General features: G+C 60.1%; 10 protein-coding genes. 5 read left to right on the forward strand and 5 right to left on the reverse strand.

The features are described from left to right. Positions 1–166 precede the first annotated feature (166 nt). Positions 167–1357 carry a benzoate/H(+) symporter BenE family transporter gene (locus tag AK821_RS20205; protein WP_064391281.1) on the reverse strand — a complete coding sequence of 397 codons (1191 nt, stop codon included), beginning with the start codon at positions 1355–1357 and terminating at the stop codon, positions 167–169. A 354-nt stretch (positions 1358–1711) separates the two neighbouring features. On the opposite strand from AK821_RS20205, the gene AK821_RS20210 reads away from it, so the two are divergent. Beyond that, positions 1712–2476: a GntR family transcriptional regulator gene (locus tag AK821_RS20210; protein WP_064391282.1), complete on the forward strand. Its 765-nt coding sequence runs from the start codon at positions 1712–1714 to the stop codon at positions 2474–2476. 223 nt (positions 2477–2699) lie between these two features. Here the strand turns inward: AK821_RS20210 and guaD are convergent, their stop codons facing one another. The 4 genes from guaD to xdhA form a co-directional block, all read right to left on the reverse strand. After that, positions 2700–4004 (reverse strand): guanine deaminase, encoded by a 1305-nt coding sequence (gene guaD, locus AK821_RS20215; protein WP_064391283.1) that lies wholly within the window; start codon positions 4002–4004, stop codon positions 2700–2702. Between the two features lie 13 nt (positions 4005–4017). Continuing rightward, positions 4018–4875, reverse strand: a complete 858-nt coding sequence (xdhC, locus tag AK821_RS20220; protein WP_064391284.1) for a xanthine dehydrogenase accessory protein XdhC — start codon at positions 4873–4875, stop codon at positions 4018–4020. Positions 4876–4991: 116 nt separating this feature from the next. Further along, a complete protein-coding gene (gene xdhB, locus AK821_RS20225) occupies positions 4992–7391 on the reverse strand; it encodes a xanthine dehydrogenase molybdopterin binding subunit (protein ID WP_064391285.1) in 2400 nt (799 codons plus the stop codon). Then, positions 7384–8838 carry a xanthine dehydrogenase small subunit gene (gene xdhA / locus AK821_RS20230; RefSeq protein WP_064391286.1) on the reverse strand — a complete coding sequence of 485 codons (1455 nt, stop codon included), beginning with the start codon at positions 8836–8838 and terminating at the stop codon, positions 7384–7386. The genes xdhB and xdhA overlap by 8 nt, the downstream gene beginning before the upstream one ends. A gap of 268 nt (positions 8839–9106) precedes the next feature. Here xdhA and AK821_RS20235 point away from each other — a divergent pair, with 268 nt between their 5' ends. The 4 genes from AK821_RS20235 to ligA all read left to right on the forward strand — a co-directional run bounded on the left by AK821_RS20235 (position 9107) and on the right by ligA (position 16883). Beyond that, positions 9107–9766, forward strand: coding sequence for a GntR family transcriptional regulator (locus AK821_RS20235; protein ID WP_038365421.1), 660 nt, complete (start codon positions 9107–9109; stop codon positions 9764–9766). A gap of 2 nt (positions 9767–9768) precedes the next feature. Beyond that, entirely contained in the window at positions 9769–13257 is a 3489-nt protein-coding gene (gene smc / locus AK821_RS20240; RefSeq protein WP_064391287.1) for a chromosome segregation protein SMC, read from the forward strand. A 259-nt stretch (positions 13258–13516) separates the two neighbouring features. After that, positions 13517–14380, forward strand: coding sequence for a cell division protein ZipA (zipA, locus tag AK821_RS20245; RefSeq protein ID WP_064391288.1), 864 nt, complete (start codon positions 13517–13519; stop codon positions 14378–14380). 145 nt (positions 14381–14525) lie between these two features. Continuing rightward, complete coding sequence (ligA, locus tag AK821_RS20250) at positions 14526–16883, forward strand: NAD-dependent DNA ligase LigA (RefSeq protein WP_064391289.1); 2358 nt, start codon at positions 14526–14528, stop codon at positions 16881–16883. Positions 16884–17008 lie beyond the last annotated feature (125 nt).

Here is a 17008-nt window from a genome sequence, read left to right on the forward strand (position 1 = left end):
TGAGGCTACCCCTCACCCCAGCCCTCTCCCCGAGGAGAGGGAGCCGATATGCGAGCTGTTCAATACCTGAGTTCGACTCGGTATCCCACGTCGGCGTATTTCTTCCAAGCACCTCGGTCAGTCCCCTCTCCCCCGGGGAGAGGGTTAGGGTGAGGGGCTTTTGACCTTAAGCCTTACGCCAATTCAAAATCACCAGTGTCAAAACCCCCGCAACAATCCCCCAAAACGCCGACCCGATGGAAAACAGCGTCAACCCCGACGCCGTGACCATAAAGGTAATCAACGCCGCCTCACGCTCCTTCACCTCGGTCATGGCAATGCTCAAACCATTGATGATCGAACCAAACAGCGCCAGCGCCGCAATCGACAGCACCAGTTCCTTCGGCAACGCGGCAAACAACGCCGCCAACGTGGCGCCGAACACACCGGCAATCCCGTAGAAAACCCCGCACCAGACCGCAGCGGTGTAGCGCTTGTTGCGATCTTCATGGGCGTGCGGCCCGGTGCAAATCGCCGCGCTGATGGCGGCGAGGTTGATGCCGTGGGAACCGAACGGCGCCAGTAACAGCGAGGCGATGCCGGTGGTGGTGATCAACGGCGAGGCCGGAACGTTGTAGCCGTCGGCGCGCAGGACGGCGATGCCGGGCATGTTCTGCGAGGTCATCGCCACGACGAACAGCGGAATGCCGATGCTGATGGTCGCGGCCAGTGAGAAGTGCGGCGTGGTCCACACCGGCGTCGCCACTTCCAGATGAAAGCCGCTGAAGTCCAGCAAACCCATGAAGCCCGACAGCGCGGTGCCGATCAGCAACGCGGCGAGCACCGCATAGCGGGGCGACAGGCGCTTGACCACTAAATAAGTGAAGAACATCCCCAGCACCAGCCCGGTACGGTGCTGCGCGGCGACGAAGATTTCGCTGCCGATCTTGAACAGAATCCCTGCCAGCAATGCCGCCGCCAGTGAGGCTGGAATCTTTTTCACCAGCCGTTCGAAGCTGCCGGTTAGCCCGCAGATCGTCACCAGTACGGCACAGGTGATGTAGGCACCGATGGCTTCGCCGTAACTGACGCCGCCCAGACTGGTGATCAGCAACGCCGCGCCGGGTGTCGACCAGGCGATGGTGATCGGCGTCCGGTAGCGCAGTGACAGGCCGATCGAACATACGGCCATGCCAATTGAAATCGCCCAGATCCACGAAGAAATCTGCCCGCTGGTCAGGCCCGCCGCTTGCCCGGCCTGGAACATCAGCACCAGGGAGCTGGTGTAGCCGGTCATCATCGCGATGAAACCGGCGACGATGGCTGAAGGCGAAGTGTCGGCCAAGGGGCGCAGTTGAGTGTGGGTGGCGTCGTTCATGACAACGGTGTTCCTTATACCAATGAAGATGTCCGCCCTGACGCAAACCCTTGTAGGAGCTGCCGAAGGCTGCGATCTGTTGATCTTGCTTCTTAAAATCAAAGTCAAAAGATCGCAGCCTTCGGCAGCTCCTACAGGGGAGGCGGTGTTCTGGCAGCGGATTCTGTGATCAAGCCTAAACTCATTCGTAACGGATCGTTGCAATACAGCCAAAGTCACAAATTGCCGTACAGTCGTGTTGCCACCTTTCATTGTGTACAATCGCGCTGTTTTTTACGCGATACTTGCCAGCGACCTACTGTGCCGTATTACAGTCACGGTCTATTCGCCGCAGTTCTCCCGACTCGAGTGCCCATGAACGAACAGTTGCAACCCCTCAAGAAACAACCGCGAGCAGGCAAAGCCGGCCGCAGCGGAACCCAGGACGATATTGTCTACGCGCATATCTTCGAGGCCATCCTCGAACAGCGTCTGGCGCCCGGCACAAAATTGAGCGAAGAAGCGCTGGGGGAAATCTTCGGGGTCAGCCGCACCATCATTCGCCGCGCGCTGTCGCGTCTGGCCCATGAAGGCGTGGTGCTGTTGCGGCCCAACCGTGGCGCTGTCGTCGCCAGCCCGAGCGTTGAAGAAGCGCGTCAGGTGTTCATGGCCCGTCGTCTGGTCGAGCGCGCGATCACTGAACTGGCCGTGCTGCACGCCACCGCCGAGCAGATCGCTGAACTGCGCCAGATGGTCAACGATGAACGCGACAGTTTCTCTCGCGGCGATCGTGGCGCCGGCATTCGTCTGTCGGGCGAATTCCACCTGAAACTGGCCGAAGCGGCGAAAAACGCGCCGCTGGTGAGTTTCCAGCGCAGCCTGGTTTCGCAGACCTCGCTGATCATTGCCCAATACGAAAGCGGCAACCGCTCGCACTGTTCGTATGACGAACACACGCAGTTGATCGACGCGATCGAGAAGCGCGACGGCGAGTTGGCGGTGAATCTGATGATGCATCACATGGATCACATCGACAGCAAGCTCAACCTCGACGAGGAAGGCGCGTCGGATGATCTGCATGCGGTGTTCTCGCATTTGTTGCAGACCAAGAAGCCTGGGCGCCCGAGCGCCAAGCTCTAAAGAAGACCGAGCTGCTCCAATCGCTGGCAAGCCAGCTCCCACAGGGTTTTGTGGGGTTCACCCGATTTGCGTTACAGCACAAATCCTGTGGGAGCTGGCTTGCCAGCGATAGCAATCTGACAGGCAATAAAAATCCCTCGGGGGGTGAATACCTCCGGGGGATTTTTTATGCCTTTGATCGTTCCCACGCAGAGCGTGGGAACGATCATGGGGCGGGGAAAGCTTAGCGCTGATGCACCAATACCCCCGCCGCATACGTTTGCTGCACCGTGCGGTCATCGCCCAGCGTCATCAACACAAACAACGACTCGGCAATGTTGTTGGCCTGTTTCAGGCGATAGCTGAGCAACGGCGTGGCGTTGTAATCCAGCACCAGGAAGTCGGCGTCGGAACCCGGTTGCAGGTTGCCGATCTTGTCTTCCAGGCGCAGCGCCCGTGCGCCACCCAGAGTCGCCAGGTACAACGACTTGAACGGGCTCAGTCGCGCACCTTGCAATTGCATCACTTTGTACGCTTCGTTCAGCGTCTGCAGCAGCGAGAAACTGGTGCCGCCGCCAACGTCAGTGCCCAGGCCGACGTTCAGCTTGTGCTTCTCGGCCATCGGCAAGTTGAACAAGCCGCTGCCGAGGAAGAAGTTCGAGGTCGGGCAGAACGAGATCGCCGAACCGGTTTCCGCCAGTCGTGCGCATTCGTCGTCGCACAGGTGCACACCGTGGGCGAACACCGAGCGCTCGCCGAGCAGATTGTAGTGGTCGTAAACGTCGAGGTAGCCCTTGCGCTCCGGGAACAGCTCCTTGACCCACTCGATTTCCTTGAGGTTCTCGCTGATGTGGGTCTGCATGTACAGATCCGGATACTCGGTCAGCAATTGCCCGGCGAGGGTCAGTTGTTCCGGGGTACTTGTCGGCGCGAAGCGCGGAGTGACTGCATAGTGCAAACGACCCTTGCCATGCCAGCGCTCGATCAGCGCCTTGCTCTCGACGTAGCTGGATTCAGCGGTATCGGTCAGATAATCCGGTGCGTTGCGATCCATCATCACCTTGCCGGCGATCATGCGCAGGTCGAGCTGCTCGGCTTTTTCAAAGAACGAGTTCACCGACTGCGGGTGCACGCTGCCAAACACCAGCGCGGTGGTGGTGCCGTTGCGTAGCAGCTCCTTGACGAAAATGTCAGCGACTTCGTCGGCGTGAGCCTTGTCGCCGAACTGGCTTTCGCACGGGAAGGTGTAGGTGTTCAGCCAGTCGAGCAGTTGCTCGCCGTAGGCACCGACCATGCCGGTTTGCGGAAAGTGAATGTGCGTGTCGATGAAGCCCGGGGTGATCAACGCGTCTTGGTAATGCTCGATTTCGATGTCCGCCGGCAGGGTCGGCAGCAGGTCGCTGGCGTGGCCGAGGGCGCTGATCTTGCCGCCATCGACCACCAGCAGGCCATCCTCGAAATATTCGTAGGAGGCTTCGATCCCGACTTCGGCGGGGTCGGCGATGCTGTGCAGGATGGCGGCGCGGTAGGCTTTGCGAGTCAGAGGCATGAGGGTTCTCTAATCAGTTTGAGGCTTTGAGTTTGGCGGCCTGACTGCGCCGCGAAACCGGCAGCAGTTTGGCAATCGGTTCGGCGCTGGCAGTCTGCTGGCCGAAGTTGGCGTTGTAGGTGGCGATGATTTCGCCGGCGATGGATATGGCGATTTCCACAGGCAGTTTGCCTTTGACTTCGCCGATGCCCATCGGGCAGCGCATGCGTTGCACGACGCTGCTGTCGAAACCGCGATCGCGCAAACGGTGTTCGAACTTCACGCGTTTGGTCTTCGAACCGATCAGGCCGAAGTAGGCGAAGTCGTTGCGTTTAAGGATTGCAGCAGTGAGTTCAAGGTCGAGCTGATGGTTGTGGGTCATGACGATGCAATAACTGCCGGCGGGCAGGTCATCGATTTCATCCACAGGCTCTTCGGCGACGATTTTACGCACGCCGTGGGGGATCTGTTCGGGGAATTCGGCATCGCGCGAATCGATCCAGCGCACCCGGCAGGGCAGGCTGGCGAGCAATGGCACCAAAGCGCGGCCAACATGACCGGCACCGAACACGGCAATTTGCGCCTGCACCTGGCCCATCGGTTCAAACAGCAACACGGTGGCGCCGCCGCAGCACTGGCCGAGGCTGGCGCCGAGGCTGAAGCGCTCCAGATGGGTCTCCTGCTTGCCGCTGGCGAGCATGTCGCGGGCGATCTGCATGGCTTTGTATTCCAGATGCCCGCCACCAATGGTGTCGAAGCTCTGGTTAGCGCTGATGACCATTTTCGAGCCGGCGTTGCGTGGCGTCGAGCCGAGTTCTTCGATGATCGTCACCAGCACACAGGGTTCGCCCTGGTTCTGCAGGTCGGCGAGGGCGTCGATCCAGTTGTACATGTTCACCTCGACATCTTCGTTGTCTGTTCGGGCCTCATCGCGAGCAGGCTCACTCCTACATTTGGAATGCGTTCCCCTGTAGGAGTGAGCCTGCTCGCGATAGCCGCGCCTCGGTTCTAGAGCGGAGCCAACTCGGTTTCAGCTTCGACGGCTTTCACCGCCTTCAACTGCCGCATCTGCTCGCAACCCCACAACACCCGCTCCGGCGTCGCCGGCGCATCAATCTGCGGCTGGTGCTTGTAATCACCGAGGCTCGCCACCGCATCCTTGATCGCACACCACGAGGCAATCCCGAGCATGAACGGCGGTTCACCGACAGCCTTGGAATGGAACACCGTGTCTTCGGGGTTCTTGCGGTTTTCCACCAGTTTCACCCGCAGGTCCAGCGGCATGTCCGCCACCGCCGGGATCTTGTAGCTGGCCGGGCCGTTGGTCATCAGCTTGCCTTTGTTGTTCCAGACCAGCTCTTCCATGGTCAGCCAGCCCATGCCCTGGATGAAACCACCTTCGACCTGACCGATGTCGATGGACGGGTTCAGCGAGGCGCCGACATCGTGAAGAATGTCGGTCCGCAGCATTTTGTACTCACCGGTCAGGGTGTCGACGATCACTTCGCAGCACGCCGCGCCGAAGGCGAAGTAGTAGAACGGACGGCCACGCGCCTGGCTGCGGTCGTAGTAGATTTTCGGGGTCTTGTAGAAGCCGGTGCTCGACAGCGACACCTGATTGAAATACGCCTGCTGGATCAGCGCTTCAAAGGTCAGGATGTGGTCGCGAACCCGCACGTGGCCGTTGTGGAATTCAACGTCTTCTTCAGTGACTTTGTAGTGCCGCGCAGCGAATTCGATCAGACGTTTCTTGATGATTTCCGCCGCGTTCTGCGCCGCTTTACCGTTCAGGTCAGCGCCGCTGGACGCCGCTGTCGGCGAGGTGTTTGGCACCTTGTCGGTGTTGGTCGCGGTGATCTGCACGCGGTCGATTTCGACCTGGAACACTTCGGCCACGACCTGCGCGACTTTGGTGTTCAGGCCCTGGCCCATTTCCGTGCCGCCGTGGTTCAGGTGGATGCTGCCGTCGGTGTAGATGTGGATCAGCGCACCGGCCTGGTTCAAGAAACTCGCGGTGAAGGAAATACCGAATTTCACCGGGGTCAGCGCCAGGCCTTTTTTCAGGATCGGGCTGTTGGCGTTGTAGCGACGGATCGCTTCGCGACGCTCGTGGTACTGGCTGCTTTCTTCCAGTTCGGCGGTCATCTCTTCGAGCATATTGTGCTCGACGGTCTGGTAGTAGTGGGTGACGTTGCGCTCGGTCTTGCCGTAGTAGTTGGCCTTGCGCACCGCGAGCGGGTCGAGTTGCAGGTGACGGGCTATCGCGTCCATCACTTCTTCGATAGCGACCATGCCTTGCGGGCCACCGAAACCCCGGTAAGCGGTGTTCGACGCGGTGTTGGTCTTGCAGCGGTGACCGTTGATGGTCGCATCGCCGAGGTAGTACGAGTTGTCCGAGTGGAACATCGCGCGGTCAACGATGGAGGCGGACAAGTCCGGCGAGCAGCCGCAGTTACCGGCCAGGTCCATGTTGATCCCGTGCAGGCGCCCGGTGCTGTCGAAGCCGACGTCGTATTCGACGTAAAACGGGTGACGCTTGCCGGTCATCAGCATGTCTTCGACGCGCGGCAGGCGCATCTTGGTCGGCTGGCCGGTGAGGTGCGCGACCACCGCGCACAGGCACGCCGGGCTGGCGGCCTGGGTTTCCTTGCCACCGAAACCACCGCCCATGCGACGCATGTCGACGACGATTTTGTTCATCGACACGTCGAGCACTTCGGCGACCAGTTTCTGCACTTCGGTGGGGTTCTGCGTCGAGCAGTAGACGATCATGCCGCCGTCTTCGGTCGGCATTACCGAAGAGATCTGGGTCTCCAGATAGAAGTGTTCCTGACCGCCAATGTGCAGCGTGCCTTGAATGCGGTGTTCAGCGGTCGCCAGCGCAGACACCGAATCGCCGCGCTGGTGGGTGTGGCTGTCGAGCACGAAGTGGCGTTTGCGCAGGGCTTCGACCACGTCCAGCACAGGTTCGAGGTCTTCGTATTCAATGATCGCGGCCATCGCGGCTTTGCGCGCGGTTTCCAGATCTTTCGCAGCGACGGCGAGCACCGGTTGACCGACGAACTGCACGTCATCGATGGCCAGCAGCGGGTCGCCCGGCATCAACGGGCCGATGTCTTTCAGGCCCGGCACGTCTTCGTGGGTGATGGCGATGCGCACGCCTTCGAAGGCGTAGCACGGCGAGGTGTCGATGCTGATGATTTTCGCGTGGGCGCGGTCCGACATACGTGCATACAGGTGCAACTGATTCGGAAATTCCAGGCGATCATCGATGTACTGCGCTTCACCAGACACGTGCTTGGCGGCGCTGTCGTGCTTGACGCTGCGGCCGACACCCGAGGTCAGGTCCTTGGCGAACAGTTCAGCCAGTTCAGCCTGGGTTTTTTCTACGCCGTGATGGTTAGACATAAGCGGTCACCCGAGTCTCGATGTGCGGTGTTTGCAGTTCGATGAAGTATTTGCGCAGCAGGTTCTGCGCGCTGAGCAGGCGGTATTCCTTGCTGGCACGGAAGTCCGAGAGCGGCGTGAAATCTTCGGCCAGCGCGGCGCAGGCACGTTCGACCACGGTGTTGTTGAAAGGCTGACCCACCAGCATGGCTTCACAATGTGCCGCACGTTTCGGGATCGCGGCCATGCCGCCGAAGGCCATGCGCGCATCGGTGATCACGCCGTTTTCGACGCGCAGGTTGAACGCGGCGCAGACGGCGGAGATGTCGTCGTCCAGACGCTTGGAGACTTTGTAGGCGCGGAACAATTGCTCAGCGCTGGCGCGTGGAACGATGATCTTCTCGATGAACTCACTTTTCTGACGGGCCGTGACCTTGTAGTCGATAAAGTAATCTTCCAGGTTCAGCGTGCGGCGGGTTTCGCCTTTGCACAGCACCACCTGCGCGCCGAGGGCGATCAGCAGCGGTGGCGAGTCACCGATCGGCGAGGCGTTGCCGATGTTGCCGCCGAGGGTGCCCTGGTTGCGGATTTGCAGCGAGGCGAAACGGTGCAGCAATTCGCCGAAGTCCGGGTACTCGTCGTTCAACGCTTCGTAGCAGTCGGAGAGGGCGGTGGCAGCGCCAATTTCGATGCGGTCATCGAAGGTTTCGATGCGCTTCATTTCCGCGACGTTGCCGACGTAGATCATCACCGGCAGGGTGCGGTGGAACTGGGTAACTTCCAGTGCCAGATCGGTGCCGCCAGCCAGCAAGCGCGCTTGTGGATAAGCGTCGTAGAGATCGGCCAGATCAGCAACGGTCAGCGGCACCAGGCAGCGTTTGTCGCCGCTGTTCAGCTCGCCGATATCGGTCGGGGCAATGGCTTTGAGGCGCGCGATGGTGTCCGCTTCGCGGGCATCGAACTGATCCGGTTGCTTGCCGCAGCAGGATTGCTCGGCAGCGGCCAGAATAGGGCGGTAGCCGGTGCAGCGGCAGAGGTTGCCGGCCAGCGCTTCGTGGGCCTTGGCCTGATCCGGTGCATCACTGTTCTTTTGCAGGGCGAACAGCGACATGACGAAGCCGGGGGTGCAGAAACCGCACTGCGAGCCGTGGCACTCGACCATGGCTTTCTGCACGCTGTGCAATTCGCCCTGGTGTTTGAGGTCTTCGACGCTGATCAGTTGTTTGCCGTGCAGCGACGAGACAAAGGTCAGGCACGAGTTGAGGCTGCGATAGCGAATGTGTTCGCGGCCATCGTCATCCGTTTGCAACTCGCCGACCACCACGGTGCAGGCGCCGCAGTCACCGCTGGCGCAACCTTCTTTGGTGCCCGATTTACCAACGTGTTCACGCAGGTAGTTGAGCACAGTCAGATTCGGGTCCAGGGCGTGCTCGCTACGGAGTTCCTGGTTAAGTAAAAACTGGATCACGGAAGGCCTCGCAGACTCATTATTGTTGTTAACCGACTTGAGCCGAATTTAGCAGGTCTGACTTTTCGGTCAATGGTTTTCTGACTTAAAGGTCAGGAAAGTGTATTTCGTCGATCAACAACGTGTCTATTCAGTATTGACCCTCATTGGTCACCCCGCTTTTTTGCGGGAATCGTGCCAAAAACCGCTGAGTGGGCACTCCGCCATGAGCCCGCATTTGCGCTACACTGCGCCGCTTGTGCAGATCGATAGAGTTTGAAGGACAACCATGACGTTCAAGGCGCCGGACAGCCTCGCCGAGCAAATCGCTCACCACCTCGCCGAACGCATCATTCGTGGCGAAATGAAGCCGGGAGAGCGCATCCAGGAACAGAAGGTCACGCTGGCACTGAATGTCAGCCGCGGCTCGGTCCGCGAAGCCTTGCTGATCCTCGAACGCCGGCACCTGATCGCGATCCTGCCGCGCCGTGGCGCGCACGTCACCGAACTGACGCCGCACAAGGTGCAGAGCCTGTGCACGCTGATGAGCGAGCTGTACATCCTGCTCGGCAACTCGGTGGCCAATGGCTGGCAAGTGCAGTCGGACATGGCGCCGTTCGTGCAGATCCAGCAGCGCCTGACCGCCAGCTACGAGCGTCAGGACATCCGCAGCTTTGTCGACGACAGCTTCAGCGTGATGCGCGCCGCCTATCCGTTCGCCAACAATCCGTACCTGCAAGAAACGGTCGAGAACCTGCAGCCGGCGATGAGCCGCGCGTACTTCCTTGCCCTCGAACAGCGCAAGGCCTCAATGAGCGAGTTCCTCGAACTGTTCGAACGCCTGCTGGCCGCCGTGCTCGCCCGTGATTTACCGCAGATCCGCATCGTGCTGACGGCGTACGCCCAGCGCAGCTGCGATCTGGTGGTTTCCGCGCTGACGGTCGCCTAAGCGTGCGGCTCAAGTGCATCAAACTGGCGGGATTCAAATCCTTTGTCGACCCGACCACGGTGAACTTCCCCAGTAACATGGCGGCGGTCGTCGGGCCGAACGGTTGCGGCAAGTCGAACATCATCGACGCCGTCCGCTGGGTGATGGGCGAAAGCTCAGCGAAAAACCTGCGTGGCGAGTCGATGACCGACGTCATCTTCAACGGCTCGACCAGCCGCAAACCGGTGAGTCAGGCCAGCATCGAGCTGGTCTTCGACAACTCCGACGGCACGCTGCTCGGCGAGTACGCGGCCTACGCCGAGATTTCCATCCGCCGTAAAGTCACCCGCGACAGCCAGACCACCTATTACCTCAACGGCACCAAATGCCGGCGTCGCGACATCACCGACATCTTCCTCGGCACCGGTCTCGGTCCGCGCAGCTATTCGATCATCGAGCAGGGGATGATCTCCAAGCTGATCGAATCCAAGCCGGAAGACCTGCGCAACTTCATCGAAGAAGCCGCCGGTATCGCGAAATATAAAGAGCGCCGCCGCGAGCCCGAAAACCGCATCCGCCGCACCCACGAAAACCTCGCGCGTCTGACTGACTTGCGCGAAGAGCTGGAGCGGCAACTCGAACGCCTGCACCGCCAGGCCGAAGCAGCGAAGAAGTATCAGGAATTCAAAGCCGAGGAGCGTCAGCTCAAGGCACAACTGTCGGCGTTGCGCTGGCAGGATCTGAATGATCAGGTCGGCCAGCGCGAGTCGATCATCGGCACTCAGGAAATCAGTTTCGAAGCCTTGGTTGCCGAGCAGCGTAATGCCGATGCGGCGATTGAGCGCCTGCGCGACGGTCACCATGACCTGTCCGAGCGCTTCAATCTGGTGCAGGGGCGCTTCTATTCGGTCGGTGGTGATATCGCCCGGGTCGAGCAGAGCATCCAGCATGGCCAGCAACGTCTGCGTCAGTTGCAGGACGATCTGAAAGAAGCCGAGCGCGCGCGTCTGGAAACTGAATCCCATCTGGGCCACGACCGCACCTTGCTGCTGACCCTCGGCGAAGAGCTGGACATGCTCACCCCCGAGCAGGAAGTCACCAGCGCTGCCGCCGAAGAAGCCGCCGCTGCGCTGGAAGATTCCGAATCCGTGATGCACGGCTGGCAAGAGCAGTGGGACGCCTTCAACCTGACCGCCGCCGAGCCGCGCCGTCAGGCCGAAGTCCAGCAGTCGCGCATCCAGCAGCTGGAAACCAGCATGGAGCGTCTGGCTGATCGGCAAAAGCGTCTTGGCGAAGAGCGCGCGTTGCTCTCGGCTGATCCCGAAGACGCGGCGATCATGGAACTCAACGAGCAGCTCGCCGAGTCCGAAGCGACCCTCGAAGATTTGCAGACCAGCGAAGAAGCGCAGGTCGAAAAACTCGAACAACTGCGTCAGGAATTGCAGCAAGCGCTGACCGCACAGCAACAGGCACAGGGTGATTTGCAGCGTCTCAACGGTCGCTTGGCGTCCCTTGAAGCGTTGCAGCAAGCCGCGCTCGACCCGGGCACCGGCACCGCCGAATGGCTGAAGGAGCACAATCTCGCCGAGCGTCCGCGCCTGGCCGAAGGCTTGAAGGTCGAGGCCGGTTGGGAACTGGCGGTGGAAACCGTGCTCGGCGCTGACCTGCAAGCGGTGCTGGTCGACGATTTCAGCGGTTTCGATTTGTCCGGTTTCACCCAAGGTGATTTGCGCCTGCTCAGCCCGGCCAGCGATGGCGTGCGCGTCGCGGGTAGCTTGCTCGACAAGGTTGATGCGCAGATCGATCTGTCGCCGTGGCTCGGTCAGGTCAAACCGGTCGACAGCCTTGAGCAGGCCTTGGCCTTGCGCGGGCAGTTGAGCGCCGGTGAGAGTCTGATCAGTCGCGACGGTTACTGGGTCGGCCGGCACTTTTTACGTGTGCGCCGTGCCAGCGAAGCGGAAAGCGGCATGCTCGCCCGGGGCCAGGAAATCGAAGCGCTGCACCTCGAGCGCGAAGAGAAAGAAGCCACGGTCGAGGCCATGGAAACCCGTCTGCAAACCCTGCGCGCGCAACAGCGTCAGCAGGAAAACGGCCGCGAGCATTTGCGTCGTTTGCTGCAAGACGAAGCGCGTCAGCAGGGCGAGTTGAAAGCGCAACTGTCCGCCGGTAAAGCCAAGGCCGAGCAGCTGACATTGCGCCGTACCCGTCTCGATGAAGAGCTGGTCGAGCTCGGCGAACAACGCGAGCTTGAGCACGAACAGGTCGGCGAAGCGCGCATGCAATTGCAGGAAGCGCTGGATGCCATGGCGCTCGACACCGAGCAGCGCGAGTTGCTGCTGGCCCAGCGTGACAGCCTGCGTGAGCGCCTCGATCGCGTGCGTCAGGAAGCGCGCCAGCACAAGGATCACGCGCATCAATTGGCCGTGCGTCTTGGCTCGTTGCGCGCGCAACATGACTCCACGCGTCAGGCCCTCGAACGTCTGGAAATGCAGGCCGAACGCCTGACCGAAAAGCGCGAACAGTTGAGTCTGAACCTGGAGGAGGGCGAGGCACCGCTGGAAGAGCTGCGCCTGAAACTCGAAGAGCTGCTCGACAAACGCATGACCGTCGACGAAGAACTCAAGACTGCGCAGATCGCTCTCGAAGATGCCGACCGCGAATTGCGCGATGCAGAAAAACGCCGGACCCAGGCCGAGCAGCAATCACAATTGATTCGCGGCCAGCTCGAACAGCAGCGCATGGAATGGCAAGCCCTGACCGTGCGCCGCAAGGCCTTGCAGGATCAATTGCTCGAAGACGGCTACGATCTCAACGGCGTGCTCGCGACATTAACCGCGCAGGCCAGTGAACGCGAAGCCGAAGAAGAACTCGAACGCATCAATGCGCGGATTCAGCGCTTGGGCGCGATCAACCTCGCGGCCATCGACGAATACACGCAACAATCCGAGCGTAAACGTTATCTGGATGCTCAGGACGCCGATCTGGTCGAAGCGCTGGAGACGCTCGAGAACGTCATCCGCAAGATCGACAAGGAAACCCGTAATCGTTTCAAAGATACCTTTGATCAGATCAATGGCGGTTTACAGGCACTTTTTCCAAAAGTTTTCGGTGGTGGACGGGCGTATTTGGAACTGACGGGCGAAGATCTACTCGATACAGGGGTAACGATCATGGCGCAGCCGCCAGGGAAGAAGAACAGCACCATCCATTTGCTCTCCGGCGGGGAAAAAGCCCTGACCGCGCTGGCACTGGTTTTTGCCATCTTCAAGTTGAACCCGGCGCCGTTCTGCATGCTCGATGAGGTTGACGCGCCACTGGATGACGCTAACGTTGGACGCTACGCACGCTTGGTCAAAGAGATGTCGCAGACCGTGCAGTTCATCTATATCACCCACAACAAGATCGCCATGGAAATGGCCGAGCAGTTGATGGGCGTGACGATGCATGAACCGGGTTGTTCGCGACTGGTAGCCGTGGATGTCGAGGAGGCGATGGCGATGGTGGACGCCTGAGCCAGCGTGGTGTCGGAAAGGTAATTGAGGGCTGTAGGACTTTTTTACCGGGTTCGACTTGCTGGCCAATCGACATATTCGTGCAAGCCAATGAGACAGACGGTGTAAAGTTGTCTTTGGTCGTGCTAGTTTAATGTCAATTTTTCGTATACGTGGGCAAAACGCCTGTCAGAACATAGAGTTGGCGCCACGTTTTAAAGCGGTTTGCACAATGTAAACCCCTTATTTTTCAGCATTTTTTATAGAGGCACGGGATTACATGGAAATCGGTCTGCGCGAGTGGCTGATCGTCATCGGCATCATTGTGATAGCCGGTATTCTTTTCGATGGCTGGCGCCGTATGCGCGGCGGCAAGGGAAAACTGAAATTCCGTCTTGACCGAAGTCTGTCCAACCTGCCGGACGAGGACACCAGCGCTGAGCTGTTGGGCCCGGCCCGCGTTCTGGATACGCATAAAGAGCCGCAACTGGACGAACACGATTTGCCGTCGGTGAGCAGGCCGGCCCGCGAAGCAGGCGACCCCCGCGAAACCGCCTCGAAACGTGGCAAGCGCGGCGGCAAGGGTTCGGCGCAGGGCGACTTGAATCTGGATCTGGATCTGGACGACGGCCCGAGCTTCAGCAGCCGTGACGACGATTTCGTTGAAGACACCAAGCCTTCGCCGGCGGTGGTCGACAAAGACCAGCCACAAGCCGAAGAAGTATTGGTCATCAGTGTGATCTGCCGTGACGCTGCCGGCTTCAAAGGCCCGGCACTGTTGCAGAACATCCTGGAAAGCGGTCTGCGTTTTGGCGAGATGGATATTTTCCACCGTCACGAAAGCATGGCTGGCAACGGTGAAGTACTGTTCTCCATGGCCAATGCGGTCAAGCCGGGCATCTTCGATCTGGACGATATCGACCATTTCAGCACCCCGGCGGTGAGCTTCTTCCTCGGCTTGCCAGGTCCGCGTCATCCGAAGCAGGCCTTCGACGTGATGGTGGCCGCAGCCCGCAAGCTGTCGCAGGAACTGAACGGTGAATTGAAAGATGACCAGCGCAGTGTTCTGACCGCGCAGACCATCGAGCACTACCGTCAGCGCATCGTCGAATTCGAACGTCGCGCCCTGACCCAGAAGCGCTAAGGCCAGATCAAAAGATCGCAGCCTGCGGCAGCTCCTACAAAGGATCGCGATCCTGTAGGAGCTGACGAGTGCAACGAGGCTGCGATCTTTTAAGGATGAAACTGGAGCAGCCTCGGCTGCTCTTTTGCTTTATGAGAGAACACCCATGACCGCCGCCAAAAACCGTATTCTCGAGCTGCGCGCTGAACTCGATCAGCACAACTACCGTTACCACGTTCTCGACGAGCCGAGCATTCCGGACGCCGAGTACGACCGGTTGTTCCACGAGCTCAAGGCGCTGGAAGCGGCCAACCCGGAACTGATCAGCAGCGACTCGCCGACCCAGCGTGTCGGCAGCGTGGCACTCACCGCGTTCACCCAGGTGCGCCACGAAGTGCCGATGCTCAGCCTCGGCAACGCCTTCGAAGAAAGCGACATGCGCGAGTTCGATCGCCGCGTCACCGAAGGTCTGGATATCCCCGCGGGCGATCTGTTCGGCGGTGGCGCGGCAGTGGAATACAGCTGCGAACCGAAACTTGATGGCCTGGCGGTCAGCCTGCTGTATCAGGATGGCGTATTGGTGCGCGGCGCCACGCGCGGCGACGGCACCACGGGCGAAGACATCAGCGTCAACGTGCGCACCGTGCGCAATATTCCGCTGAAGCTGCACGGCGAAGGCTGGCCGGCGACGCTGGAAGTGCGCGGTGAAGTGTTCATGTCCAAGGCCGGTTTCGAGCGTCTCAACGCCTCGCAACTGGAAGTCGGCGGCAAGACTTTCGCCAACCCGCGCAACGCCGCGGCCGGCAGCTTGCGTCAGCTCGATTCGAAGATCACCGCCAACCGTCCGCTGGAATTCTGCTGCTACGGCATCGGTCAGGTTTCCCACGATATTTCCGACACCCACATCGGCAACCTCAAGCAGTTGCAGCAGTGGGGCATGCCGATCAGCCACGAATTGAAATTGGCCAAAGGCATCGACGAGTGCCTGGATTACTACCGCGATATCGGCGCGCGACGTAATGATCTGGCCTATGAAATCGACGGCGTGGTGTTCAAGGTCAACAGCATTGCCGATCAGCGCGAACTGGGCTTCCGCGCCCGTGAGCCGCGTTGGGCAATCGCGCACAAATTCCCGGCGATGGAAGAGCTCACCGAGTTGCTCGACGTCGAATTTCAGGTCGGCCGCACGGGGGCTGTCACGCCAGTCGCACGACTGAAGCCGGTCAAGGTTGCCGGTGTCACTGTGGCCAATGCCACGTTGCACAACATGGATGAAGTCGCGCGCCTGGGCCTGATGATCGGCGATACCGTGATCATCCGCCGCGCCGGTGATGTGATTCCGCAAGTCGTACAAGTGGTCATGGATCGGCGTCCGGAAAACGCGCGCGCGGTGCAGATTCCCGAGAGCTGCCCGGTGTGTGGCTCCCACGTCGAGCGCACGCAACTGATCAAGCGCAGCAAGGGCAAGGAAACCGTCAGTGAAGGCGCGGTGTATCGTTGCGTCGGGCGTCTGGCCTGCGGTGCGCAGTTGAAGCAGGCGATCATCCACTTCGTCTCGCGTCGGGCGATGGACATTGAAGGCCTTGGCGACAAAAGTGTCGAGCAATTGGTCGATGAAGGTCTGGTCAGTTCGCCGGCGGATCTGTATGCGCTGAAGTTCGACGACATCGTCGACCTCGAAGGTTTTGCCGAGGTATCGAGCAACAAGCTGTTGGCGGCCATCGAGGACAGCAAGAAGCCTGGACTGGCACGGTTCATTTATGCGCTGGGCATTCCTGATGTCGGCGAAGAGACCGCCAAGGTGCTGGCACGCTCGCTGGGTTCACTGGAGCGTGTGCAGCAGGCGCTGCCGCAAGTGCTGACTTACCTGCCGGACGTTGGTCTGGAGGTGGCGCATGAGATTCACAGTTTCTTCGAAGATGCGCATAACCAGCAGGTGATTACCGAGTTGCTCGGTCATGGTTTGCAGATTCAGGATCAGGGCGAGTTGGGCGCCGAGTTTGCCGCCAGCACCACGCTGGGTGGTTTCCTCGACAAGCTGCACATTCCTTCGGTCGGCCCTGGTGGCGCGCAGAAACTGGCGGACAAGTTTGGTTCGCTGGAAGCGGTGATGAACGCCGATTGGCTGGATATGCGTCAGGCGTTGCCGGAAAAACAGGCCAATTCTGTTCGCGAGTTTTTTGCCTTGCCTGAGAACCGGCAACTGGCCGAGGCCTCCGAGAAGCAGTTGCGTGATTTCGGCATGCATTGGCAGAGCGAGAAGAAAGTCGTCGAGGGCTTGCCGCTTTCCGGGGAGACTTGGGTGCTGACCGGCAAGGTTGAGCTGATGAGCCGTGATGTCGCCAAGGAGCATCTGGAAAGCCTGGGGGCGAAAGTCGCAGGTTCGGTGTCGGCGAAGACCCATTGTGTGGTCGCAGGGCCCGGCGCTGGCTCCAAACTGACCAAGGCCAATGAGCTGGGCGTAAAAGTGATGGACGAAGAAACCTTCATCGCCTTCCTCAAAACCCACGGTATCTCCGCCTGAGTGATCGTTCCCACGCTCCCGCGTGGGAATGCCGCCCCCGGACGCTCCGCGTCCGTTGTGACGCAGAGCGTCACTGGATGCATTCCCACGCAGAGCGTTGGAACGATCAACCCGCGAGAATGATC

It is taken from the genome of Pseudomonas sp. RIT-PI-r (genome assembly GCF_001297015.1).
GTDB lineage: Bacteria > Pseudomonadota > Gammaproteobacteria > Pseudomonadales > Pseudomonadaceae > Aquipseudomonas.

What these genes read in the sequence shown, in the direction of transcription:
- AK821_RS20205 (WP_064391281.1), bottom strand. Translation starts at nt 1,357, where the DNA reads ATGAACGACGCCACCCACACTCAACTGCGCCCCTTGGCCGACACTTCG.
- AK821_RS20210 (WP_064391282.1), top strand. Translation starts at nt 1,712, where the DNA reads ATGAACGAACAGTTGCAACCCCTCAAGAAACAACCGCGAGCAGGCAAA.
- guaD (WP_064391283.1), bottom strand. Translation starts at nt 4,004, where the DNA reads ATGCCTCTGACTCGCAAAGCCTACCGCGCCGCCATCCTGCACAGCATC.
- xdhC (WP_064391284.1), bottom strand. Translation starts at nt 4,875, where the DNA reads ATGTACAACTGGATCGACGCCCTCGCCGACCTGCAGAACCAGGGCGAA.
- xdhB (WP_064391285.1), bottom strand. Translation starts at nt 7,391, where the DNA reads ATGTCTAACCATCACGGCGTAGAAAAAACCCAGGCTGAACTGGCTGAA.
- AK821_RS20235 (WP_038365421.1), top strand. Translation starts at nt 9,107, where the DNA reads ATGACGTTCAAGGCGCCGGACAGCCTCGCCGAGCAAATCGCTCACCAC.
- zipA (WP_064391288.1), top strand. Translation starts at nt 13,517, where the DNA reads ATGGAAATCGGTCTGCGCGAGTGGCTGATCGTCATCGGCATCATTGTG.
- ligA (WP_064391289.1), top strand. Translation starts at nt 14,526, where the DNA reads ATGACCGCCGCCAAAAACCGTATTCTCGAGCTGCGCGCTGAACTCGAT.